The sequence below is a fragment of the Streptococcus oralis genome, from assembly GCF_023110055.1.
Lineage (GTDB): Bacteria > Bacillota > Bacilli > Lactobacillales > Streptococcaceae > Streptococcus > Streptococcus oralis_BY.
The window spans coordinates 17,256-39,205 of the sequence record NZ_JALDVG010000001.1; the positions used below are offsets into that span (position 1 = coordinate 17,256).

Here is a 21,950-nt window from a genome sequence, read left to right on the forward strand (position 1 = left end):
GTCACCTCTGCGGGTTTTCCAGGTTGAAGGATTAACTTCAGCTTCTGGCAAGAACTCACATGGGTGACTTTTGTGTTTAATAACGTTTCATGATCATCGGGTGCTTCCTCAGATCACTCGGTTTGATTTTACTTTGTTTCATGGTCATAATCATATACCATTTCTTTTGGATTTTTTGTTTGACTAATACAAAATAGGTCTTCATAGGTCTTCGCATTTTTAGCGCCCATTAGGATCATCAGTATAATTTTCTGAATTAGGAGACTGTCCCATCACTATTCGAACTTCGTCTCCCAACTTACGCTGTTCCCATTCATCCGTGAATCCTTTAAATCGCAATTCTGGAACTTTCTTTTTAACTGAATCATCTATTTTCGCCATAGTCCCCACCATTTTATTGGTTTTTCTTGTTTTTCTATCCTTTTTTGATCTTTGATTTGTTCCTGTAAATTTTCCAACTTCTCTTTAAGAGCGTTCACTTCATCTTTATATTGATTGTCTAAGTGTTTGAATTCTGTTTCCTGTGAGGGCATTTTGAGGGCTTTTAAGTTATCATTTTCCGCCTTGTATTCTTCTAGCAACTTTTTATCTTGCAAGGCTAATCGTTGTTACTGGTCTAACAAATTAGTTAATTTTTCTATTTGTTGGTCTTTGGTATTTGATTTGCTACTACTTTCTACTTTACCTAAAATTATTTTTTCTGCTTTAGAATTTATTAGATTAGACCCATTGGAACTTTTAAGCTGTAATTCTTTTGGTAACCTTTGGTAGTGATATTGAATATTTTGTTTTGTAACACTCAACTCATCCGCCAGCTCTTTGATCGTTTTTAAGTCTTCACTCATGGTTTAAGTCCTGCCTTTTAACCGTTGGTAGATATTGTTCAATGGCTTTTTTGAGGTAGCGTGCGATATTATGCTTAGAATATTCTTCACGTCTGCTGGCAACATAAGACAAGTGGTCTTTAACACTATTTAGCCCTCTTCATTCTTTCAGTTCGTCATAGAGGGGGTAAACATGGACTTGCAATCCTGCCATGATTTTTGTATCTTGCATTTCAAACGGACTTAGCAACATATTTTCTAGCAATAGCGTGGTGTACTTGCTTTTCATTGCTTCAATAGCTAGCTTATCTTCGGTTTCTGCTTTGCGTGCTTTATCTTCTTGATAGGCGGTATCTTCTAACTTATAGCTGTTATCGTCTGCTCGACGTTTCTTTCGTAACCAGATATCCAATGTTAAACCGTCCGCATCAATCGCTCGATAGAGATAATGCCAACGCCCCTTAATTTTGATATAGGTTTCATCCATTTTCCACGAATAGAAGGACTGTTTATTTTTCTTTTTCCAGAGATGATAGAGGATTTTACTGTATTCTTGAACCCACCGATAAATCGTAGTGTGACAAACATTTATTCCACGGTCATAAAGCAATTCCTGAACTTCACGATAGCTCAGATTGTAACGTAGGTAATAACCAACAGCGACAATGATGACGTCTTGTTGGAATTGTTTGCCTTTAAAATGATTCATCTCTCAAACCTTACTAACCTTTTTTCTGCTCTTTGAGAAGCTGAAGGTCGTGCTAGTAACTACCTATTTGGTTTGATTAATCCCATCATTTATCTGGTGCTTGCCCTTCAAAAAGGCTTCTATGGTGAGGTTTTAACAACTCTCTATTTTACAATTATGCAGCCAATTGGTCTCTTGGTTTGGATTTATCAAGCCCAGTTTAAGAAAGAACAACAAGAGTTTGTCGCACGTAAACTAGACGGCAAGGGTTGGACAAAGTATCTTTCTATTAGTGTTCTTTGGTGGTTGGTATTTGGGTTCATTTATCAGTCTATCGGAGCCAATCGTCCTTATCGTGATTCTATCACCGATGCAACCAATGGGGTTGGGCAAATTCTCATGACAGCTGTTTACCGTGAACAATGGATATTCTGGGCAGCTACCAATGTCTTTTCTATCTATCTCTGGTGGGGAGAAAGCTTGCAAATTCAAGGGAAATACCTGATTTACCTGATCAATAGTCTAGTTGGGTGGTATCAGTGGAGCAAGGCAGCAAAGAGTGTTTAAAAAGTAAAAAAGGATCGGATGATCCTTTTTTATGTTAGAGCAAAATGAATAATACCGTAATGATAATAGCGCTCGTTATACGAACGATGTGGTGCGATATATGTTGGTTTTCTTGCTGTCGCCCGTTCCAGTAGGCACCATAGCAGACGATACTCGAACCCACAATCCATAGTAGAATGGTTGCCAGTGGGACGAAGTAAAAGATAGCTAGAGCCAGAGAAGTGATGCAACTGCCGACCAAGATGCACGTGTTTCCCAAACTGTAGTTCTTTTGTTTCATGGCTGAAAAAGCAGCAGCAAGGTGAAGTAATGAGAATGCGAGAGCTAGTACGATTGTTAGTATTCCTAGAATCATCGAAGTTAACATAGTTGGTTCCTTTCTGAGTTACAGGCTTAGTTATCAAGTGGAGTTGTAGAGGTCATCTCCATTACATCAAGGTAAAATCTCACCACTTGCTCTTCGGTATAAGATTTTCCTTTTTTTAGCCACCAAGTTAGAGTCTCGATAAAGTTCGTCACAACAAAATGTTGGAGGTAGGAGGCCGGAATGTTTGGATAGGCCTCTTGCAAGTCCCCCGCCACCATTGGATAAACGTGGTGTTCGAGCTCCTTGTGTAGTTGGCGGAGGAAGTAGTCGTTTTTGGAAAAAAGGAGACTGGTAACATGGTCCTGGTTTTTCTGAAAATGTAAAAAGATATGTGCGAGGTAGTCCTCGGTAGTAAGGTGTTCTTCCCTTTCAAAGAGATGATGAAAGAGGTAGCGACAGAGCTCATCTAAAAGGAGTTCCTTACTTTCGTAATGACAGTAAAAAGTAGAACGTCCAACATCTGCTAGGTCAATGATATCCTGAACAGTAGTGGCATCATAGCCCTTATCGTTCAAAAGTTGTAAAAAAGCTTGATAGATGGCTTTTTTAGTCTTACTAACCCGACGGTCTCTTTTTGGCATATAGACACTTGAGACAAACTGTTCAGAACTGAACAGGACTGACAGTTTGCTTCTATCCTTTCTTTGGATTTTATTAGATAATACAAATGAAAGAAGTATGTATATACCCATTATACCAAAGGAGGGAGAGAAATGAGTTCTAAAACATCTATCTGGTTAGCTTTTTTCTTAAATTTAAGCTATGCGATTGTTGAGTTTATCGCAGGAGGAATCTTTGGTTCAAGTGCAGTTCTTGCTGATTCTGTTCATGACTTGGGAGATGCTATGGCTATTGGCCTATCAGCCCTTTTAGAAACGATCTCCAACCGTGAAGAAGATAGACAGTACACCTTGGGTTACAAACGTTTTAGTCTTTTAGGGGCCATGCTAACGGCTGTGATTCTTATGATAGGGTCTGTCCTAGTGATCTTGGAAAATATCACAAAGATTGCTCACCCGCAACCCGTTAATGAAAATGGTATCCTCTGGCTGGGAATCATTGCAGTAACTATTAATGTGCTAGCAAGTCTGGTAGTTCGTAAAGGAAAGACAAAGAACGAGTCAATTCTTAGCTTGCATTTTTTGGAAGACACTCTTGGTTGGTTGGCTGTCATTCTAATGGCGATTATCCTCCGATTTACAGATTGGTATATCCTTGATCCACTTTTATCTCTGGTTATTTCTATCTTTATTCTGTCGAAAGCCATTCCTCGCTTTTGGAGCGCACTGAAAATTTTCCTAGATGCTGTGCCAGAAGGAGTCGAGACAAGTGATTTGGAGAAGGATTTAGAGGCTCTACCCAACGTCAACAGTGTCAATCAACTTAGCATTTGGTCCATGGACGGTCTAGAGAACAATGCTATTGTTCACATCTGTATCGAGGACTGGGAGCAGATGATGGAGACCAAAGAAGTGGTGCGTCAATGCTTAGAAGAAAGAGACGTGCAGAATATCACTATTGAAGTGGATAGCAGTCAAAGTAATCATGCGCAACATAAGCGGAGGGTGAGAGAGTTAGAGCAGAAGCATGGGCATCATCATTAGAAAAGACGACCTCAATAAGAGGTCGTTTTGATATTCTATTCATTCCGTGTACTTTCTCTCAATGTCAGTCTGGTGCCCAGCATGGTTAGGCTAGGTATTTTGCGACCGTGTAGAACTTCCTTGTTAAGAATATCCATCCCTGCTCGGCCCATTTCTTCGGTATAGACAGTGATGCTAGAAAGGGGAGGATAGACCTGCTTAGTCAGGCTGGTGTCGTTAAAAGAAATGAGGCTGACGCGGTCTGGTAGGCTGATTCCAGCTTCTTGAAGGGCACGAAGGGCGCCGATGGCTAAACTATCGCTGGCAGCGAAAAAGGCTGGTGGGAGTTGTTCTCCTAGCTTGTGAATGGCCTCCTTCATCAAGTCATAGCCAGACTGGGCAGTAAAGCTCCCCTGAAAGACCAGTTCTTCATGGTAGATACCATTTGCTTGGGTAATGTCTTTGAAATTCTCTAGCCGCTTATCCTGGATAATTTCTTCCTGGTCGGTTGTTTCCTCAAGGCCTGTGAGAATTCCAATACGGTTCATCCCTTGGCTGAGGAAATGGTCTACAACTTGTTTCACAGCAGTGTAAAAGTCAGTGATAATACAGGTATGACCTAATGAGAGGGTATCGCTGTCTATAAAGACTAAAGGTTTTTGGTATTCTTCAAAGGCAGCAATCTGAGCTCGGCTGAACTTTCCGATGCAGAGAATGCCGATCACTTCCTCGCTTAATGTAAAAGGATGGTCGTTAAAATAGCGCAAGATATCATAGTCCAACTCTTGGGCTCTTTTTTCAATACCGAGACGAATCTGGTAGTAGTAGAGGTCGTCCAACTCCCCTTGTTCGCTGACCCATTGGATAATGGCAATCTTTTGCTTTGGTTTGTGGGATTCGCCTGTCTTGAGGTGCTTAGTATAGCCCAGCTCTTCCGCGACGGTTAAAATACGGTGTCTGGTTTCTTCTGTGACAGATAGGCTCTGGTCGCGATTGAGGACACGAGATACGGTCGCAATAGAGACAGAGGCTAGCTGTGCGATGTCTTTTAAGGTAGCCATAAATCCTCCTCCTTTTAGGTTAGTATATCATATTTTTCTGATTTTTACTGATAGTTTAGTAAAAGTTTAGTAAAAAGGATTGACCTTGGCAAATGCCTTGGATACAATAGAAGAAAACGATTACACGTTAAGATGACTTAACGGACAGTCAAAGGAGAATTTATATGACACAACATCTTACTACTGAAGCCCTTCGCAAAGATTTTCTTGCCGTTTTTGGTCAAGAAGCAGACCAAACTTTCTTTTCACCAGGTCGTATCAATCTGATTGGTGAACACACGGACTACAACGGTGGTCACGTTTTTCCAGCTGCTATTTCTTTGGGAACTTATGGTGCAGCTCGCAAGCGTGACGACCAAGTCTTGCGTTTCTACTCAGCCAACTTTGAGGACAAGGGTATCATCGAAGTGCCTCTTGCTGACCTCAAGTTTGAAAAAGAGCACAGCTGGACCAACTATCCAAAAGGGGTTCTTCATTTCTTGCAAGAAGCTGGACATGTGATTGACAAAGGGTTTGATTTTTATGTTTATGGAAATATCCCAAATGGTGCAGGCTTGTCATCATCAGCATCATTGGAACTTTTGACAGGGGTAGTGGCAGAGCATCTCTTTGGTTTAAAACTAGACCGTTTGGATTTGGTTAAAATCGGAAAACAAACAGAGAACAACTTTATCGGAGTCAACTCTGGTATCATGGACCAGTTTGCTATCGGTATGGGTGCTGACCAACGCGCCATTTACCTAGATACCAATACGTTAGAATACGACTTGGTGCCGCTTGATTTGAAGGACAATGTTGTTGTCATCATGAACACCAACAAACGCCGTGAATTGGCAGATTCTAAATACAATGAACGCCGTGCTGAGTGTGAAAAAGCAGTAGAAGAACTGCAAGCCGCTTTGAATATTCAGACCTTGGGTGAATTGGATGAGTGGGCCTTTGACCAATACAGCTACCTAATCAAAGACGAAAATCGTTTGAAACGTGCTCGCCATGCTGTGCTTGAAAACCAACGTACCCTCAAAGCTCAAACAGCCCTTCAAGTAGGTGATTTGGAAACATTTGGTCGCTTGATGAATGCATCTCACGTTTCTCTTGAGCATGATTATGAAGTAACTGGCTTGGAATTGGATACCCTTGTTCACACTGCTTGGAATCAGGAAGGTGTTCTGGGTGCTCGTATGACAGGGGCAGGATTTGGCGGATGTGCCATTGCCTTGGTGCGAAAAGATGCTGTTGAGGCCTTTAAGGAAGCTGTTGGCAAGCACTACGAGGAAGTCGTTGGATACGCTCCAAGCTTCTATATCGCTGAAGTTGCAGGTGGCACTCGCGTTTTAGACTAGGAGAGAAGTAAATGGACGCTGTAATATTTGATTTAGATGGCTTATTAGCTGATACTGAGATCATTTCTCTAAAAGTTTATCAAGAATTGCTTAAAGATTTTGGAATTCCTTTCACAGAAGAAATATATTCTAGAGAATACAGTGGACATAGGGAAGAGGAGAATGTTCAACGATTTTTAGATACCTATGATTTACCTTGGAACTTTGACCAAACCTTGGAAAAAGTTTATGAACTGGAAGCTCGAATATTAGCCAAAGGTGTAAATTTAAAAAAAGGTGCTAAAAATTTGCTTGCTTTTTTGCAAAGAGAAGGTATTCCAATCGCTTTAGCAACTTCAAGTGTTGAATCTAGAGCTAGAATGATTTTGGATAGTAATGGTATACTGTCCTTATTTGACCATCTAGTTTTTTCAAAAGATGTAAAGCGAAGCAAACCTTACCCTGATATATTTTTAAAGGCCTGTAGTGATTTGAATGTTTTACCAGAGAATTGCTTAGTATTAGAGGATAGTGAAGCAGGGATTGAAGCAGCGTATAGAGCTGGGATACCAGTTATTTGTATTCCAGACTTGGAAATGCCAGCACAGTCTTTCTTAAATAAAACAGAACAAGTTTTTCAGGATTTAGATGCTGTCAGAGACTATTTAGAAAGTAAGAAGGAGAATCAATGAGTCAGGGAATTCTAGATGCATTTATCACGGAAGTCATTGCTGGAAGTTCATTTGAGGAAATGGATCGAATCTACCTAACCAATCGTGTTTTGGCACGAGTGGGTGAAGGTGTTTTGGAAGTTGAGACGGATCTGGATGAGTTGATTGACCTCAAGGACCAGTTAGTCGAGGAAGCGGTTCGATTAGAGAGGATTGAGGATAGTCAGACTGCGCGTGAAATCCTCGGTGCTGAACTGATGGACTTGGTGACGCCTTGTCCAAGTCAGGTTAATCGTGACTTTTGGACAACCTACGCCCAATCTCCCGAACAGGCGATAGCGAATTTTTACCAGCTCAGCCAGAAAAACGACTACATCAAGCTCAAGGCCATTGCTAAGAATATCGCTTATCGTGTTCCATCTGACTATGGAGAACTTGAGATTACCATCAACCTCTCTAAGCCTGAAAAGGATCCAAAGGAGATTGCGGCGGCCAAGTTGGTGCAAGCTAGCAATTATCCCCAATGTCAGCTCTGTCTAGAGAATGAAGGCTACCATGGTCGGGTTAACCACCCAGCTCGCAGCAATCACCGCATTATCCGTTTCGAAATGGCGGGTCAGGAGTGGGGCTTCCAGTATTCGCCCTATGCTTATTTTAATGAGCACTGTATTTTCTTAGACGGCCAGCACCGTCCCATGGCCATTAGTCGTCAGAGTTTTGAGCGCCTGCTGGCGATTGTAGAGCAATTTCCAGGCTATTTTGCAGGTTCGAATGCCGACCTGCCAATCGTGGGAGGCTCTATTCTGACTCATGATCACTATCAAGGAGGCCGTCACGTATTTCCTATGGAATTGGCTCCCTTGCAAAAGACTTTCCGATTTACTGGATTTGAGCAGGTCAAGGCTGGGATTGTCAAGTGGCCTATGTCAGTGCTACGCTTGACTTCAGATTCCAAGGAGGATTTGATCAACTTGGCGGATAAGATTTTGCAGGAATGGCGCCAGTATTCAGACCCTGAAGTACAGATTTTGGCAGAGACAGACGGGACACCGCATCACACCATTACACCCATTGCCCGTAAACGCGATGGACAGTTTGAGTTGGACTTGGTCTTGCGAGACAATCAGACATCGCCAGAGCATCCTGATGGCATCTATCATCCCCACAAGGATGTTCAACATATCAAGAAGGAAAATATCGGCTTGATTGAGGTCATGGGCTTGGCTATCCTGCCACCACGTCTGAAAGCAGAAGTGGAGCAAGTTGCCAGCTATCTTGTAGGCGATGATGAAGCAGTTGCCTCTTATCATCAGGAATGGGCAGACCAGCTCAAAGATCAACATCCGGACCTAGCGGATAAAGAAAAATCCCTTGAAATCGTCAAGGACTCTGTGGGCGCTATTTTTGCGCGTGTTTTGGAGGACGCAGGGGTTTATAAGCAGACGGAACAAGGACAGGCAGCTTTTATGCGCTTTGTAGAACAGGTAGGAATTTTACCAGACTAGGAGCTTTCTCCTTGCACAGTCCTACAAAAAGTAGTATCATAGTGTCGTTTGAACTATCAGGAGGAAACGATGAAAGATTTTCATTTTGACGCTATATCTGCTTTTGAAAATTACGAAATAGAAAAAATGAGAGACGGTCATGTTGTGGTGACGACAAAAGTAGTGGACTCGTCGCTCAATTACTATGGCAATGCCCATGGAGGCTATCTCTTCACCCTTTGTGACCAGATTAGTGGTCTAGTGGTTATCTCGCTGGGGCTTGATGGAGTGACGCTTCAGTCCTCTATCAACTACCTTAAGGCAGGAAAACTTGACGATGTACTGACCATTAAAGGAGAATGTGTCCATCAAGGTCGCACAACTTGTGTCGTGGATGTGGATATCACCAATCAAGAAGGCAGAAATGTCTGCAAAGCCACCTTTACCATGTTTGTCACAGGCCAGCGGTCAGAAGACAGACAGGTAAGGATATAAAGATAAATGAGTAGGAAAAATATATTCTACTCATTTTAAATTTATAAGAGTAGTAAAATACCAAGCTAATGGTTATGTTTCTGTGGTATAATACTAAGTATGAATATTGAACAAACGAAAAAAATTATTCTACAACCATTCACTAAATGGACAGGCGGTAAACGACAATTATTACCTATCATAAAAGAACTTATGCCTGAAACGTATAATGATTATTATGAACCTTTTATCGGAGGGGGGGCATTATTTTTTGATATAGCTCCTGAAAGGGCTGTTATTAATGATTATAATTCTGAGTTAACCAACTGTTATCAACAAATCAAGGATAATCCTCAGGAGTTAATTGACTTATTGAAGTATCATCAGGAAAATAATTCAAAAGATTATTACTTACAATTACGATCAGCTGATCGTGATGATAGAATAAACAATATGTCCGATGTCCAAAGAGCTGCTCGAATTCTATATATGCTAAGAGTCGATTTTAATGGCTTATATCGAGTGAATTCTAAAAATCAATTCAATGTACCATACGGTAGCTATAAGAATCCTAAAATTGTTGATGAAGAGCTAATATTTGCTATTTCAGATTATCTAAATAACAATCTAATAGAAATTAGAACGGGCGATTTTGAGGATGCACTCTTAAATGTTCAAAAAGGAGATTTTATTTATTTCGATCCTCCGTATATTCCATTATCTGATACAAGTGCTTTTACATCGTACACTCATGAAGGTTTTTCTTATGATGATCAAGTTAGATTAAGAGATACATTTAGGAGACTAAGTGATGCAGGTGCTTATGTTATGTTGTCAAATTCATCGAGTCATTTAGTAGAGGAATTATATCGAGATTTTAATATCCATTATGTAGAGGCTATACGAACAAATGGAGCTAAGTCTTCAAGTCGAGGAAAAATTTCTGAAATTATAGTTACAAATTATGAAAATTAACGAATATAAGTATGGGGGTGTTTTAATGACAAAACCATACTATAATAAAGACAAAATGATTCTTGTTCATGCAGATACGTTTAAATTATTATCAAAAATGAAACCAGAGAGTATGGATATGATCTTTGCTGACCCACCATATTTTTTAAGTAATGGTGGAATATCTAATTCAGGGGGACAAGTTGTTTCTGTTGATAAAGGAGATTGGGATAAGATTTCTTCCTTTGAGGAAAAGCACGAATTCAATCGTAAATGGATACGTTTAGCAAAAGAAGTTTTGAAACCTAATGGGACTATATGGATTTCAGGGAGTCTGCATAATATTTACTCAGTTGGAATGGCATTAGAGCAAGAAGGTTTTAAAATTCTAAATAATATTACTTGGCAGAAAACAAACCCTGCCCCCAACTTATCTTGTCGTTATTTTACTCATTCTACTGAAACTATTTTATGGGCAAGAAAAAACGATAAAAAAGCTCGCCATTATTATAATTACGATTTGATGAAAGAGCTGAATGATGGTAAACAAATGAAAGATGTTTGGACAGGAGCGTTGACGAAAAAAGCTGAAAAATGGGCTGGGAAGCATCCAACACAAAAACCAGAATATTTACTGGAACGTATTATTTTAGCATCTACTAAAGAAGGAGACTATATTTTAGATCCATTTGTTGGCAGTGGCACTACGGGTGTTGTTGCAAAGCGATTAGGTAGAAGATTTATAGGTATCGATGCTGAAAAAGAATATTTAAAAATTGCAAAGAAGAGGTTGGAAGTATAGAGAAGTGTTAGAGTTAGGTGAGTATGCAACTTATAAAGAATTTGGTCTTGAACTTATTAACTGTTTAGAACATTCTGGTTTTTCCGAGTCAATTAAAGAGGGAGAAGAAGCTAAATCTAGAATCCTTATAACACCTCAAGATATAACGTTGGTATTTTATGGATATAAGGCAACAAACGAGGAGACTAAAAAACGATTAAAGAGAAATTCTTACGATTGTTTAGTGAGATATAAGGAAGAAGATGTAAGCTTTATAACAATCTGTAAGGAAATAATAGAAAAATGTCATATTGAAAAATTTCCTGTAAAACTAATAAAGAATATAGTATATATTGTCTTGAGGTCAATATCACAAAGGCCATTAACAACAATAGAATCTACAATTTCAGATTATTTATTAATTGAAAACCAACTAATTAGAATTAATAATCCATTATATAATGACAGATATCTATCATCAGAAGAAATTGATAATGGTATTAAAGAGTTAAGAAGTGTATTAGCTTCATTGAATGATGTTGGAAAATTTTCCTTGCAAGAAATTATAAATATAATAAGTTATATTGCAATTATTGAGGAATTTAATTATCCGAAACTTGAGGGTAATACTAAATATAGAGGACGTTCAGATTGTTTTGGTAGATATATTGAGGTTTTATTTGGTGATATAGATGAACTTAGTAGACATATTTCTGAACAATCTTTTTCTGTAGGTGCGCATTTTATTCACGATCAAAGATACCAAGATTATTATTTAACTAAATATATAGAGATAGATAGACTTGAGTTGAACAATCAAGGTGAATATTTTTAAGAAAGGAATCTTATGAATCTATTAAATTATCATAAATTATCGTCAGAAGAGCGCTTGGGAAAATTTCTTTCTACGCTTTCAATTACCAACAGAACGCCAGAGTACTATGTGAATTGGAATAAAGTTAATCGTGAGACCAAGAAGTATGAACTAGAGTTGAATACATTAAACTACTTAATTGGTAAAGACGATATCTATTCAGAAGCATTACACTTATTCACTAAACAACCCAATTTGTTAAAAGCAATTCCTAGTCTGATTGCAAGTCGAGATAAAGTTTTGGATGTTTTAACAATAGATGAAAACGATAATATGTCTTTTGAGCAATTGGATTTCAAAACGATAGACACTAGTAAAATAGATGATTACATGAAATTTATTGAGCAATCTGGTTTACTAAATTTTTTACAACAACATGCTAATCGTTCATTAGTTGATTATGTTTATGGAGTAGAGACTGGATTAGACAGCAATGCACGAAAAAACCGAAGTGGAACAACCATGGAGGGGATTTTAGAGAGACATGTAGCAAAAATTTCTCAGGAACAAAAACTGGAATGGAAATCTCAAGCTACAGCCCAATTTATTAAGGATAAGTGGGGGATTAAAGTACCTGTTGATAAGTCTGAGAGAAGATTTGATGTTGCAGTTTATTCCCGAGAAAAACATAAGGTTTGGCTGATTGAAACGAATTACTATGGCGGAGGAGGAAGTAAACTAAAAGCGGTGGCTGGAGAATTTACTGAACTTAGTCAATTTGTTATTACCTCAGATGACGATGTTGAATTTGTTTGGGTTACTGATGGTCAAGGATGGAAAACAGCCCACTTACCACTAGCAGAAGCATTTAGCCATATTACGAATGTATTTAATTTAGAAATGTTAAGAGAAGGATTTTTAGCTGATTTATTTTTACAATGATTGTTCATTAGCTATATACAAAAAAGAGGCTCACACCTCTTTTTCTTATTTCTTTTTCCGGTTTAATACTGCATTGAGGACAATGGCCAGTAAGCTGGCTACGACGATTCCGTTTGAGAAGAACATTTGGAAGGCTGTTGGCATGCTGACAAAGAGATTACTATTGTTGAGTCCGACACCTGCAGCGATGGAGACAGCTGCAATAAGGAAGTTGTGTTCATTGTTAGCAAAGTCAACACGGGCTAGGATTTGCATCCCTTGAAGGGAAACAAAACCAAACATTACCAGCATGGCCCCTCCAAGGACAGGGCTCGGAATGATTTGGGCGAGCGCGCCAAACTTAGGAAGGAGTCCAAGGAGGACTAGAAAACCAGCTGCGTAGTAGATTGGCAGGCGAGTCTTGATACCTGACAATTTAACCAAACCAACGTTTTGTGAAAATCCTGTGTAAGGGAAGGTGTTAAAGATTCCTCCGAGAAGTACGGCTAAACCTTCTGCACGGTAACCGTTGCGCAGGCGCGTACTGTCGATTGGGTCTTTCGTGATATCAGACAAGGCTAGGTAAACACCAGTTGACTCAACCATAGACACCGTTGCAATAATACACATCATGACGATGGATGAGATTTCAAAACTCGGTACACCAAAGTAGAGGGGAGTTGGAACATGGACAAGCGGAGCTGCCGCAACAGGGGAGAAATCTACCAAGCCCATGGTAGCAGCAATGGTAGTTCCAACGACCAACCCAATCAAAATCGAAATCGACTTGATAAATCCTTTGGTAAAGATGTTGATCAAGAGGATAATCAAAACAGTGATAGCAGCAAGCAAAAGGCTTTGACCAGTTGGCTCTGGGACATTATTTCCCATATTTCCAATAGCGACAGGAATTAAGGTCAATCCAATCGTGGTAATGACAGAGCCTGTTACGATAGATGGGAAGAGATTGGCAACTTTTGAGAAAATACCTGAAATCAGAACCACATAAATCCCTGATGCGATAAGGGCACCAAACATAGCCCCACTACCGTGGCTTTGCCCAATCATAATCAAAGGAGCGACGGATTGGAAGGCAACTCCAAGAACGACTGGTAGTCCAATCCCAAAGTATTTGTTGAGTTGGAGTTGAAGGAAGGTGGCCACCCCACACATGAAGATATCTGTGGAGATTAGGTAGGTCAACTGCTCAGCCGAATAGCCAAGAGCTGTCGCAATCATGATGGGAACCAGGATAGAACCTGAGTACATGGCTAGTAAGTGCTGCAAGCCAAGAACGGCTGCTTGCGAATGTTTTTCTTGTTTTTGCATTAGAGATCTGCCTCCTTAAATACGACCTGACCATTTTCGAAACGATCCAAGCGAGCCAGTGATAGGACAGGGTAGCCTGCTTTTTCAAGCAAATCACGACCATCTTGGAAAGATTTTTCAATCACGATGCCTATCGCTTCAACTTTTGCTCCAGCTTGTTCGATGATTTGAATCAAGCCTTTGGCAGCTTGGCCATTAGCAAGGAAATCATCGATAATCAAGACCTTGTCCTCTGGTGAGAGGAATTTTCCAGCGATGGAAACGGTGCTGGTCACCTGCTTGGTAAAGGAGTAGACTTGGGCGGTTAAGATGCCTTCGTTCATGGTGATGTTTTTAGCTTTCTTGGCGAAAATCATGGGCACATTTAAGGCTTCAGCTGTAAAAACGGCTGGGGCAATGCCTGAAGCTTCAATGGTTACGACCTTGGTAATGCCAGCAGAAGCGAATTTGTCCGCAAATACCTTACCAATCTCTCGCATCAAGCTAAAGTCAACTTGGTGGGTTAAAAAGGAATCCACCTTGAGGATATTATCACCCAAGATATGCCCATCCTCGAGGATGCGCTCTTCTAATAATTTCATAAGACCTCCTAAAGTCTAAAAGCAAGTTTACTTGTTGGTTAAATATTTCTATAGTGAACCAGTTTGCTAGTACTAAATATTTGATAAAACTAGTACGAGCGAAGCGAGTTTTATCAAATATTTCCCGCCGTAGTGGTATCATAGACAATAATCTTGTTATTGTCTATGACGGGATTTTTGAGAGTAAAATAGTTCGGGGAACTATTTTAGCCTAAGCCTAGAAATGAAAGAGCTAGAGGCTCAAAAATTAGGGATGAAATTCCGAAGGAAGTTGCTCCCGTCCGCACTAATTAAGGGAAATATTAAAAATATTTAGTTTACACTTAAAGGCGTGCTTTAACAAAAATATTCAAAAAGGACCTACTTAATCCCCTAAGTAAGTCCCCAAAATAGGCATGGCCAACACCATACCTTCAGCTGACATACTCATTGTTAGGTGTTCCGGCACCTTGTAGAAACGTCGTGCCAATTCACGACATAAACAAGTAAAATGATATTCAATTTTAAATAGGCCACTGCCAATGTTTTTATTTTACACCAATTAGCTTTATAAATCAAATATTTTGTTAGCAAATAGATCATAAAAGCGAACGAATAAAAGGCTGCAACGCTAGAAAGTATTGTAGCCTTTTATTCTTCTATTCGCTAAATCTTAAAAAATAACCATCTGGATCCAAAACTGCAAATTCATGAGGATAGATATAATGATCTCCAACACGAAATGTTCTCTTAGTCAAAGGACGATAAATTGGATAGTTGGCCTCCAGCAGTTTTTGGTGGAGCTGAGGGACATCTTCAATGCCAAAGGAAATATTGACACCGCGCCCGAAAGGATAGGTTAGTTGGGCTAATTCTTCTGTGCTGCCTTCTTCTAGCATAAGTTGGCAGTCTTCAAGCGAGAGGAAGAGAAATTTCTCCTCTGGACGCTCGTATTCGACAGAAAATCCCAGCAAATCGCAGTAGAAGTGGCGTGACTTTTCGAGGTCAGATACTACAAATTCAGGAATGACAGCTTGATAGTCCATTAGCTTTCTCCTTAGAGTTCAATTTCCAATACAATCGGCGTATGGTCTTGACGCGCACCCGAGTCAATCATGTCAGACTTGGTCACCTTGTCAGCCACGCGGTTGCTAGTGAGGCAGTAGTCGATTCTCCAGCCTGTATTGTTGATTTTAGAAGTCTTGCTGCGTTGTGCCCACCAAGTATAGCGCTCTGGGACATCACCGTGAATGTGGCGGAAGGTGTCGGTAAATCCAGTTGCCAAGAGGTTGGTAAAACCAGCACGTTCCTCGTCTGTAAAACCAGGTGAACGGCGGTTGCTGGCAGGATTTGCAAGGTCGATTTCCTTGTGAGCTACGTTGTAGTCTCCAGTCGCAAGGACTGGTTTTTCTTTGTCTAGTTGCGCCAAATACTCAGCATATTTGACATCCCAGAGTTGGCGTTCTTCCAAGCGTTTGAGCCCGTCGCCAGCGTTTGGAGTGTAAACTTGGGTCACGAAAAATGTATCAAATTCCAAGGTGATGATACGGCCTTCTAAGTCCATGGTAGAAGGAGCCCCGATTTCTGGGAAGCTAATCGTTGGTGTGAGTTCTTTCTTATAAAGGAACATGGTTCCAGCGTAGCCTTTGCGGGCAGGCTCTTGAGAGGAACGCCAAGTGTTTTCATAACCTGGGAAGAGTTCTTCAAGTACTTCTAGGTGTTTCTTTGTAGGGCCCTTGGCAGAAAGCTTGGTTTCCTGGATAGCGATAATATCAGCATTTTCGGCTACCAAGGTTTGTAGGACTTCTTGGGACAATTTTGCACGAGCTGAGTCGCTCGTTAGGGCTGCATTGAGGGAATCAATATTCCATGAGATGAGTTTCATAAAGTTACCTTTTTCATTCAGATTATAGATTTTATTATACCAAAAAAAGGTCTATTTCCCCAACGTATGGCTTGAAAAATCACTCTCTTTCGTTTATAATTAAGAATGATTTTATGAAAGGGAGTGAAAATAAATGAAATTTTACTCATATGACTATGTACTTAGCCAAATCAGTCAGCAAAATGGCATCATGATTGGCTTTGGAATTGTTCTCCTAGCTATCACAGGATTTTTTGCTTTTAAAGCCTATCGAGATAAAAAGGGGACTAAGTTTCGGGAATTGGTCATGATTTTGGCCTTGACCTTGGTGGCCATGCTTTTGGTGACAATCTCAAAATACCAGACCAATCAAGCCTCTAACAACCAATTTCAAACTTCACTTCATTTCATAGAGGTTGTTTCCAAAGACTTGGGGGTGGATAAATCAGAAGTTTACGTTAATACTTCAGCTGCCACTGATGGAGCGCTTGTCAAGGTAGGTCCAAATTTCTACCGCGCCATGAACGGGAGCCAACCAGACAAGTATCTTTTAGAGAAATTAGAATTGAATCAAACAGACGCTATTGAATTGGTGGAGGTAAACAAATGACACTCAACTATATGGAAATTTTAATCAAACTGGCCTTGGGTCTTTTCTCTCTTGTTTTTGTTATTAATGTGACAGGAAAGGGGAATCTAGCACCTAACTCTGCTACAGACCAAATTCAGAACTATGTTCTTGGTGGTATCATCGGTGGGGTAATTTACAATAGTTCAATCAGTATCCTGCAATACGCAGTGATTCTGATGATGTGGACGATTTTGGTTTTGACCCTCAAGTGGCTTAATAACAATGTTCGTTTTGTCAAACGCTTGATTGATGGTAAACCGACTCTGCTCATCAAAAATGGGCAGATTGACCCAGAAGCCTGTCGTTCAGTTGGTTTGTCTGCGGCAGAAGTTGCTCTCAAACTTCGTAGCCAAGGAATTTTCCAGATGAAGCAAGTCAAATGCGCTGTGCAGGAGCAAAATGGCCAACTCATCGTGGTCCAAATGGGAGATGAAAATCCTAAGTATCCAGTTGTGACTGACGGTGTGATACAAGTCGATGTTTTGGAGTCGATTGGTCGTAGCGAAGAGTGGCTGCTTGATAACCTCAACAAGCAAGGACATGACAATGTAGCTAATATCTTTATCGCTGAGTATGACAAGGGTGCCGTTACAGTCGTAACCTATGAATAAGAAAAACCTGGGGTCTTGGCCTCAGGTTTCTATTTGCAATCAGAAAGGGATTTTATGTCCATTATTCAAAAACTTTGGTGGTTTTTCAAGTTAGAAAAACGCCGTTATCTAGTCGGAATCGTGGCCCTGGTCTTGGTTTCCGTCCTTAACCTCATTCCCCCAATGGTTATGGGGCGGGTCATTGATGCCATTACATCGGGGCAATTAACCCAGCAGGACTTGCTTTTGAACCTCCTTTATCTGCTTCTTGCAGCTTTGGGTATGTACTATCTACGCTATGTTTGGCGCATGTATATCCTTGGGACTTCCTATCGTCTGGGGCAGATTATGCGGTCTCGCTTGTTTGAGCATTTCACAAAAATGTCTCCAGCTTTTTATCAAACCTATCGGACGGGAGACCTGATGGCACACGCTACCAATGATATAAATGCCTTGACTCGTCTGGCAGGTGGCGGAGTCATGTCTGCTGTGGATGCCTCTATCACGGCGCTGGTGACCTTGTTGACCATGCTCTTTAGCATTTCGTGGCAAATGACCCTAGTTGCCATTTTACCCTTACCTTTCATGGCTTATGCGACCAGTCGTCTAGGGAGAAAGACCCATAAGGCCTTTAGCGAATCGCAAACCGCTTTTTCCGAACTCAATAACAAGGTACAGGAGTCCGTATCAGGTATCAAAGTGACCAAGTCTTTCGGTTACCAGGCGGACGAGTTGAAGTCCTTTCAGGCAGTCAATGAATTGACCTTCCAGAAGAACCTGCAAACCATGAAATACGATAGTCTCTTTGACCCTATGGTTCTCTTGTTTGTTGGTTCCTCCTATGTTTTAACCCTTTTGGTCGGTTCCTTGATGGTTCAGGAGGGGCAGATTACGGTTGGAAATCTGGTTACCTTTATCAGCTACTTGGATATGCTGGTTTGGCCTCTTATGGCTATTGGTTTCCTCTTTAATATTACTCAGCGAGGGAAGGTGTCCTATCAGCGGATTGAGGAACTTTTGTCTCAGGAATCACCTGTACAAGATCCTGAGTTTCCTCTGGACGGTATTGAAAATGGACGCTTGGAGTACGATATTGATAGTTTTGCCTTTGAAAATGAGAAAACACTGACGGATATTCACTTTAGTTTGGAAAAAGGGGAAACTCTTGGCTTGGTCGGACAGACAGGCTCTGGGAAAACATCCTTGATTAAGCTCCTCTTGCGTGAATACGATGTGGATAAGGGAGCCATTTACCTAAACAGTCATGATATTCGGGATTATCGTCTGACAGACCTTCGCAGTCTCATGGGCTATGTTCCTCAGGACCAGTTCCTCTTTGCGACCTCTATCTTAGACAATATCCGCTTCGGCAATCCTAATTTGTCCCTTTCGGTGGTCGAGGAAGCGACAAAGCTAGCTCAAGTTTACCAAGATATTGTGGACATGCCTCAGGGATTTGATACGCTGATCGGTGAAAAGGGAGTCAGTCTCTCAGGTGGGCAAAAGCAACGTCTGGCTATGAGTAGGGCTATGATTTTAGACCCTGATATCTTGATTCTAGATGATTCCTTGTCAGCCGTGGATGCCAAGACAGAGTATGCGATTATCGACAATCTCAAGGAGACGCGCAAGGACAAGACAACTATTATTACAGCACATCGACTCAGTGCAGTTGTCCATGCAGATCTGATTTTGGTTCTGCAAAATGGTCAAATTATCGAACGGGGCAAGCACGATGACTTGCTAGTCCTGAATGGCTGGTATGCCCAAACCTACCAGTCTCAGCAGTTGGAAATGAAAGGAGAAGAAGATGCAGAATAAGAAAGAACAATTGGCTGTATTGAAGCGCTTGATGTCTTATCTCAAGCCCTATGGCCTCCTGACCTTTTTGGCACTCAGTTTTCTCCTCGTGACTACAATCATTAAAAGTGTCATTCCCCTTGTGGCTTCCCACTTTATCGACCAGTACCTCAGCAACCTAAACCATCTTGCTATTACAGTTTTATTGGCCTACTATGGCCTCTATATCCTGCAAACTCTGGTCCAGTATGTCGGCAATCTTCTCTTTGCGCGGGTGTCCTACAGTATTGTCAGAGATATTCGTCACGATGCCTTTGCCAATATGGAGAAACTGGGCATGTCTTATTTTGACAAGACGCCAGCAGGTTCCATCGTCTCTCGTTTGACCAATGATACTGAGACCATCAGTGATATGTTTTCGGGAATTTTATCCAGCTTTATTTCAGCAGTTTTCATCTTTCTGACAACTCTGTATACCATGTTGGTGCTGGATTTTCGTTTGACAGCTTTAGTTTTGCTCTTTCTACCCTTGATTTTCCTTTTAGTCAATCTCTATCGGAAAAAGTCAGTGAAAATCATCGAAAAAACCAGAAGTCTCTTGTCAGATATCAATAGTAAGCTGGCAGAGAATATCGAGGGAATCAGGATTATCCAGGCCTTCAACCAAGAGAATCGCCTGCAAGCAGAATTTGATGAAATCAACCAAGAACACTTGGTCTATGCCAACCGTTCTGTGGCCTTGGATGCCCTCTTTTTGAGACCTGCCATGAGTTTGCTGAAACTCCTAGGATATGCAGTCTTGATGGCCTACTTTGGTTACCGCGGGCTTTATCTGGGAATAACAGCAGGAACCATGTATGCTTTTATCCAGTACATCAATCGGCTCTTTGACCCCTTGATTGAGGTGACGCAAAACTTTTCAACCCTTCAAACTTCTATGGTCTCAGCTGGACGTGTCTTTGCCTTGATTGACGAGAGGACCTATGAACCCCTTCAAAAGGATAGCCAAGCAAAGATTACAGAAGGTAATATTCGGTTTGAGCACGTGTGTTTCTCATATGATGGAAAACACCAGATTCTAGATGATATTTCCTTTTCAGTTAAGAAGGGTGAAACCATTGCCTTTGTAGGGCATACAGGTTCGGGGAAATCTTCCATTATCAATGTCCTCATGCGCTTTTATGAATTTCAGTCAGGCCGCGTTCTCTTGGATGGTGTGGATATCAGGAACTACAGTCAGGAAGAGTTGAGAAAGAATATCGGTTTGGTCTTACAGGATCCCTTCCTCTATCACGGGACTATCAAGTCCAATATCGCCATGTACCAAGACATTAGTGATGAAGAGGTCCAGGCTGCGGCTGCCTTTGTGGATGCAGATTCCTTTATTCAGGACCTTCCGCAGGGTTATGATACCCCCGTTTCCGAGCGTGGTTCGAGCTTTTCTACTGGCCAGCGCCAGCTTCTTGCCTTTGCTAGAACAGTCGCCAGTCAGCCTAAAATCCTGATTTTGGATGAAGCGACAGCCAATATTGACTCTGAAACAGAAAGTTTGGTTCAAGATTCCCTAGCTAAGATGAGACAGGGTCGGACGACCATTGCTATTGCTCATCGCCTTTCGACCATCCAAGACGCCAACTGCATCTACGTCTTGGACAAGGGGCGTATCATCGAGAGTGGAACCCATGAGGAACTCTTGGCCTTGGGAGGAACCTATCACAAGATGTATAGCTTGCAGGCTGGAGCTATGTCCTAATACTCTTTGGAAATCTCTTCAAACCATGTCAGCTTTATCTGCAACCTCAAAGCTGTACTTTGATTTTCATTGAACATCAGAAGGAAATCCTTCAAATTACAGATTTCTTGCACCGCCTTTTCCATTTTGTGGTATAATGAAAAATGTTGACAAATAGTATAATAAAAACAAAGGAGAAACAGCATGCTGAAATGGGAAGACTTGCCCGTGGAAATGCAATCAAGCGAGGTTGAGTCTTATTACCAGCTTGTCTCTAAAAGGAAGGGTTCGCTGATTTTCAAGCGTTTCCTGGATTGGGTTCTGGCCCTGTTTTTGCTAGTTTTGACTTCTCCCATCTTTCTTATCTTGAGCATTTGGATCAAGTTGGATAGCAAGGGACCAGTCATTTACAAGCAAGAGCGCGTGACCCAGTACAACCGTCCGTTCAAGATTTGGAAGTTCCGTACTATGGTAACGGATGCGGATAAAAAAGGAAGTCTGGTGACTTCTGCTAACGATAGCCGTATTACCAAAGTGGGGAATTTCATTCGCCGTGTGCGTTTGGACGAACTACCTCAGCTGGTCAATGTCCTTAAAGGCGAGATGTCCTTTGTAGGGACCCGTCCTGAAGTGCCACGTTACACAGAGCAGTACAGCCCTGAAATGATGGCGACCTTGCTCTTGCCAGCAGGGATTACCTCTCCAGCCAGCATCAACTACAAGGATGAGGATACGATCATCAGTCAAATGACGGAGAAAGGTCTGTCAGTTGACCAAGCCTATGTAGAACATGTTCTTCCTGAAAAGATGCGCTATAATCTCGCCTATCTCCGAGAGTTTAGTTTCCTTGGAGACATTAAAATCATGTTTCAAACCGTGTTTGAAGTACTAAAATAAAGTAGTCATGAGAAAATGAGTACAGATAAAAGGAGC

General features: G+C 41.1%; 24 protein-coding genes, 3 pseudogenes and 1 riboswitch. Of the genes and pseudogenes, 15 read left to right on the forward strand and 12 right to left on the reverse strand.

Annotated elements, in window-relative coordinates:
* Positions 1-219: 219 nt before the first annotated feature.
* From M1G01_RS00125 to M1G01_RS09690, 5 genes and pseudogenes are all read right to left on the reverse strand, one after another.
* The gene (locus tag M1G01_RS00125; protein WP_001062367.1) at positions 220-381 is read right to left on the reverse strand and encodes a hypothetical protein; all 162 of its coding nucleotides are present in this window, start codon (positions 379-381) and stop codon (positions 220-222) included.
* Positions 369-596: a hypothetical protein gene (locus tag M1G01_RS00130; RefSeq protein WP_001152922.1), complete on the reverse strand. Its 228-nt coding sequence runs from the start codon at positions 594-596 to the stop codon at positions 369-371. The genes M1G01_RS00125 and M1G01_RS00130 overlap by 13 nt, the downstream gene beginning before the upstream one ends.
* A gap of 12 nt (positions 597-608) precedes the next feature.
* A complete protein-coding gene (locus M1G01_RS00135) occupies positions 609-845 on the reverse strand; it encodes a hypothetical protein (protein WP_001287839.1) in 237 nt (78 codons plus the stop codon).
* Positions 838-1,236, reverse strand: a pseudogene (locus tag M1G01_RS09685) (DNA replication protein). Before M1G01_RS09685 ends, M1G01_RS00135 begins: the two are co-directional and overlap by 8 nt.
* Positions 1,210-1,533 (reverse strand): annotated as a pseudogene (locus M1G01_RS09690) (IS6 family transposase); the annotation flags it as partial. The pseudogenes M1G01_RS09685 and M1G01_RS09690, both read right to left, overlap by 27 nt.
* 39 nt (positions 1,534-1,572) lie before the next feature.
* Here M1G01_RS09690 and pnuC point away from each other — a divergent pair.
* Positions 1,573-2,079 (forward strand): annotated as a pseudogene (gene pnuC, locus M1G01_RS00150) (nicotinamide riboside transporter PnuC); the annotation flags it as partial.
* A 34-nt stretch (positions 2,080-2,113) separates the two neighbouring features.
* On the opposite strand, the gene M1G01_RS00155 reads toward pnuC, so the two are convergent.
* Both M1G01_RS00155 and M1G01_RS00160 read right to left on the reverse strand, forming a co-directional pair.
* The gene (locus M1G01_RS00155; protein WP_007521059.1) at positions 2,114-2,446 is read right to left on the reverse strand and encodes a hypothetical protein; all 333 of its coding nucleotides are present in this window, start codon (positions 2,444-2,446) and stop codon (positions 2,114-2,116) included.
* Between the two features lie 26 nt (positions 2,447-2,472).
* Positions 2,473-3,027 carry a TetR/AcrR family transcriptional regulator gene (locus M1G01_RS00160; protein WP_247930859.1) on the reverse strand — a complete coding sequence of 185 codons (555 nt, stop codon included), beginning with the start codon at positions 3,025-3,027 and terminating at the stop codon, positions 2,473-2,475.
* Positions 3,028-3,159: 132 nt separating this feature from the next.
* Between M1G01_RS00160 and M1G01_RS00165 the strand changes: the two genes are divergently transcribed.
* Positions 3,160-4,050: a cation diffusion facilitator family transporter gene (locus M1G01_RS00165; protein ID WP_247930860.1), complete on the forward strand. Its 891-nt coding sequence runs from the start codon at positions 3,160-3,162 to the stop codon at positions 4,048-4,050.
* A 35-nt stretch (positions 4,051-4,085) separates the two neighbouring features.
* Here the strand turns inward: M1G01_RS00165 and galR are convergent, their stop codons facing one another.
* A complete protein-coding gene (gene galR, locus M1G01_RS00170) occupies positions 4,086-5,090 on the reverse strand; it encodes a DNA-binding transcriptional regulator GalR (RefSeq protein ID WP_000212493.1) in 1,005 nt (334 codons plus the stop codon).
* A gap of 164 nt (positions 5,091-5,254) precedes the next feature.
* Between galR and M1G01_RS00175 the strand changes: the two genes are divergently transcribed.
* The 8 genes from M1G01_RS00175 (at position 5,255) to M1G01_RS00210 (ending at position 12,532) form a co-directional block, all read left to right on the forward strand.
* Positions 5,255-6,433, forward strand: a complete 1,179-nt coding sequence (locus M1G01_RS00175) for a galactokinase (protein WP_247930861.1) — start codon at positions 5,255-5,257, stop codon at positions 6,431-6,433.
* 11 nt (positions 6,434-6,444) lie between these two features.
* On the forward strand, positions 6,445-7,104 hold the full coding sequence (locus tag M1G01_RS00180; protein ID WP_033584287.1) for an HAD family hydrolase: 660 nt from the start codon (positions 6,445-6,447) through the stop codon (positions 7,102-7,104).
* The gene (locus M1G01_RS00185) at positions 7,101-8,588 is read left to right on the forward strand and encodes a UDP-glucose--hexose-1-phosphate uridylyltransferase (protein WP_247930862.1); all 1,488 of its coding nucleotides are present in this window, start codon (positions 7,101-7,103) and stop codon (positions 8,586-8,588) included. The genes M1G01_RS00180 and M1G01_RS00185 overlap by 4 nt, the downstream gene beginning before the upstream one ends.
* Before the next feature lie 69 nt (positions 8,589-8,657).
* Positions 8,658-9,062 carry a PaaI family thioesterase gene (locus tag M1G01_RS00190; RefSeq protein WP_000651198.1) on the forward strand — a complete coding sequence of 135 codons (405 nt, stop codon included), beginning with the start codon at positions 8,658-8,660 and terminating at the stop codon, positions 9,060-9,062.
* 99 nt (positions 9,063-9,161) lie between these two features.
* Positions 9,162-10,016 (forward strand): DNA adenine methylase, encoded by an 855-nt coding sequence (locus M1G01_RS00195; RefSeq protein WP_001019677.1) that lies wholly within the window; start codon positions 9,162-9,164, stop codon positions 10,014-10,016.
* A 25-nt stretch (positions 10,017-10,041) separates the two neighbouring features.
* A complete protein-coding gene (locus tag M1G01_RS00200; RefSeq protein WP_025169873.1) occupies positions 10,042-10,797 on the forward strand; it encodes a DNA-methyltransferase in 756 nt (251 codons plus the stop codon).
* 4 nt (positions 10,798-10,801) lie between these two features.
* Positions 10,802-11,611: a hypothetical protein gene (locus M1G01_RS00205; RefSeq protein ID WP_247930863.1), complete on the forward strand. Its 810-nt coding sequence runs from the start codon at positions 10,802-10,804 to the stop codon at positions 11,609-11,611.
* A gap of 12 nt (positions 11,612-11,623) precedes the next feature.
* The gene (locus tag M1G01_RS00210) at positions 11,624-12,532 is read left to right on the forward strand and encodes a type II restriction endonuclease (RefSeq protein WP_247930864.1); all 909 of its coding nucleotides are present in this window, start codon (positions 11,624-11,626) and stop codon (positions 12,530-12,532) included.
* 45 nt (positions 12,533-12,577) lie between these two features.
* On the opposite strand, the gene M1G01_RS00215 is transcribed toward M1G01_RS00210, so the two are convergent.
* The 4 genes from M1G01_RS00215 to M1G01_RS00230 all read right to left on the reverse strand — a co-directional run bounded on the left by M1G01_RS00215 (position 12,578) and on the right by M1G01_RS00230 (position 16,285).
* On the reverse strand, positions 12,578-13,840 hold the full coding sequence (locus M1G01_RS00215; protein ID WP_247930865.1) for a nucleobase:cation symporter-2 family protein: 1,263 nt from the start codon (positions 13,838-13,840) through the stop codon (positions 12,578-12,580).
* On the reverse strand, positions 13,840-14,421 hold the full coding sequence (locus M1G01_RS00220) for a xanthine phosphoribosyltransferase (protein ID WP_129313429.1): 582 nt from the start codon (positions 14,419-14,421) through the stop codon (positions 13,840-13,842). Before M1G01_RS00220 ends, M1G01_RS00215 begins: the two co-directional genes overlap by 1 nt.
* 409 nt (positions 14,422-14,830) lie before the next feature.
* Positions 14,831-14,926: riboswitch (purine riboswitch) on the reverse strand.
* Positions 14,927-15,059: 133 nt separating this feature from the next.
* Complete coding sequence (locus M1G01_RS00225) at positions 15,060-15,446, reverse strand: bleomycin resistance protein (RefSeq protein ID WP_000386238.1); 387 nt, start codon at positions 15,444-15,446, stop codon at positions 15,060-15,062.
* 11 nt (positions 15,447-15,457) lie between these two features.
* On the reverse strand, positions 15,458-16,285 hold the full coding sequence (locus M1G01_RS00230; protein ID WP_247930866.1) for an exodeoxyribonuclease III: 828 nt from the start codon (positions 16,283-16,285) through the stop codon (positions 15,458-15,460).
* 133 nt (positions 16,286-16,418) lie between these two features.
* Between M1G01_RS00230 and M1G01_RS00235 the strand changes: the two genes are divergently transcribed.
* The 5 genes from M1G01_RS00235 (at position 16,419) to M1G01_RS00255 (ending at position 21,914) form a co-directional block, all read left to right on the forward strand.
* Positions 16,419-16,874 (forward strand): DUF3290 family protein, encoded by a 456-nt coding sequence (locus tag M1G01_RS00235; RefSeq protein ID WP_000675332.1) that lies wholly within the window; start codon positions 16,419-16,421, stop codon positions 16,872-16,874.
* A complete protein-coding gene (locus tag M1G01_RS00240) occupies positions 16,871-17,506 on the forward strand; it encodes a DUF421 domain-containing protein (protein WP_038806300.1) in 636 nt (211 codons plus the stop codon). Before M1G01_RS00235 ends, M1G01_RS00240 begins: the two co-directional genes overlap by 4 nt.
* A gap of 54 nt (positions 17,507-17,560) precedes the next feature.
* On the forward strand, positions 17,561-19,306 hold the full coding sequence (locus tag M1G01_RS00245; RefSeq protein ID WP_247930867.1) for an ABC transporter ATP-binding protein: 1,746 nt from the start codon (positions 17,561-17,563) through the stop codon (positions 19,304-19,306).
* Complete coding sequence (locus tag M1G01_RS00250) at positions 19,296-21,038, forward strand: ABC transporter ATP-binding protein (RefSeq protein WP_049479913.1); 1,743 nt, start codon at positions 19,296-19,298, stop codon at positions 21,036-21,038. The genes M1G01_RS00245 and M1G01_RS00250 overlap by 11 nt, the downstream gene beginning before the upstream one ends.
* Before the next feature lie 183 nt (positions 21,039-21,221).
* Complete coding sequence (locus M1G01_RS00255; RefSeq protein WP_049479912.1) at positions 21,222-21,914, forward strand: sugar transferase; 693 nt, start codon at positions 21,222-21,224, stop codon at positions 21,912-21,914.
* The last annotated feature ends 36 nt before the right edge of the window (positions 21,915-21,950 follow it).